Genomic DNA, 469 nt, shown 5'->3' on the forward strand with positions numbered 1-469 from the left:
TTGGGTCGTGAAGGCTCAGATTCACGCGGGTGGCCGTGGCAAGGGCGGCGGCGTGAAGGTGGCGAAGTCGATCGAGCAGGTTCGCGAATACGCGAACCAGATCCTCGGCATGCAGCTGGTCACGCACCAGACCGGTCCGGAAGGCCAGAAGGTCAACCGCCTGATGATCGAAGAGGGCGCCGACATCAAGCAGGAACTGTATGTCAGCCTCGTCGTCGATCGCATCTCGCAAAAGATCGTTCTGATGGGTTCGAGCGAAGGCGGCATGGACATCGAAGAAGTTGCCGAAAAGCACCCGGAACTGATCCACAAGGTCATCGTCGAGCCGTCGACGGGCCTGCTCGACGCGCAGGCAGACGACCTCGCCGCGAAGATCGGCGTGCCGGCTGCTTCGATTCCGCAAGCGCGCGCGATCCTGCAAGGCCTGTACAAGGCATTCTGGGAAACCGACGCATCGCTGGCTGAAATC

General features: G+C 61.4%; 1 protein-coding gene. It reads left to right on the forward strand.

Annotation, left to right across the window (positions count from 1 at the left end; translation table 11 throughout):
• Window positions 1-469 (forward strand): ATP-grasp domain-containing protein (locus U5A56_RS36995; protein WP_321927430.1); only part of this gene is annotated, 469 nt, incomplete at both ends.

This window comes from Burkholderia sp. BCC1998, assembly GCF_905339875.1.
In the GTDB taxonomy this organism is placed as follows: domain Bacteria; phylum Pseudomonadota; class Gammaproteobacteria; order Burkholderiales; family Burkholderiaceae; genus Burkholderia.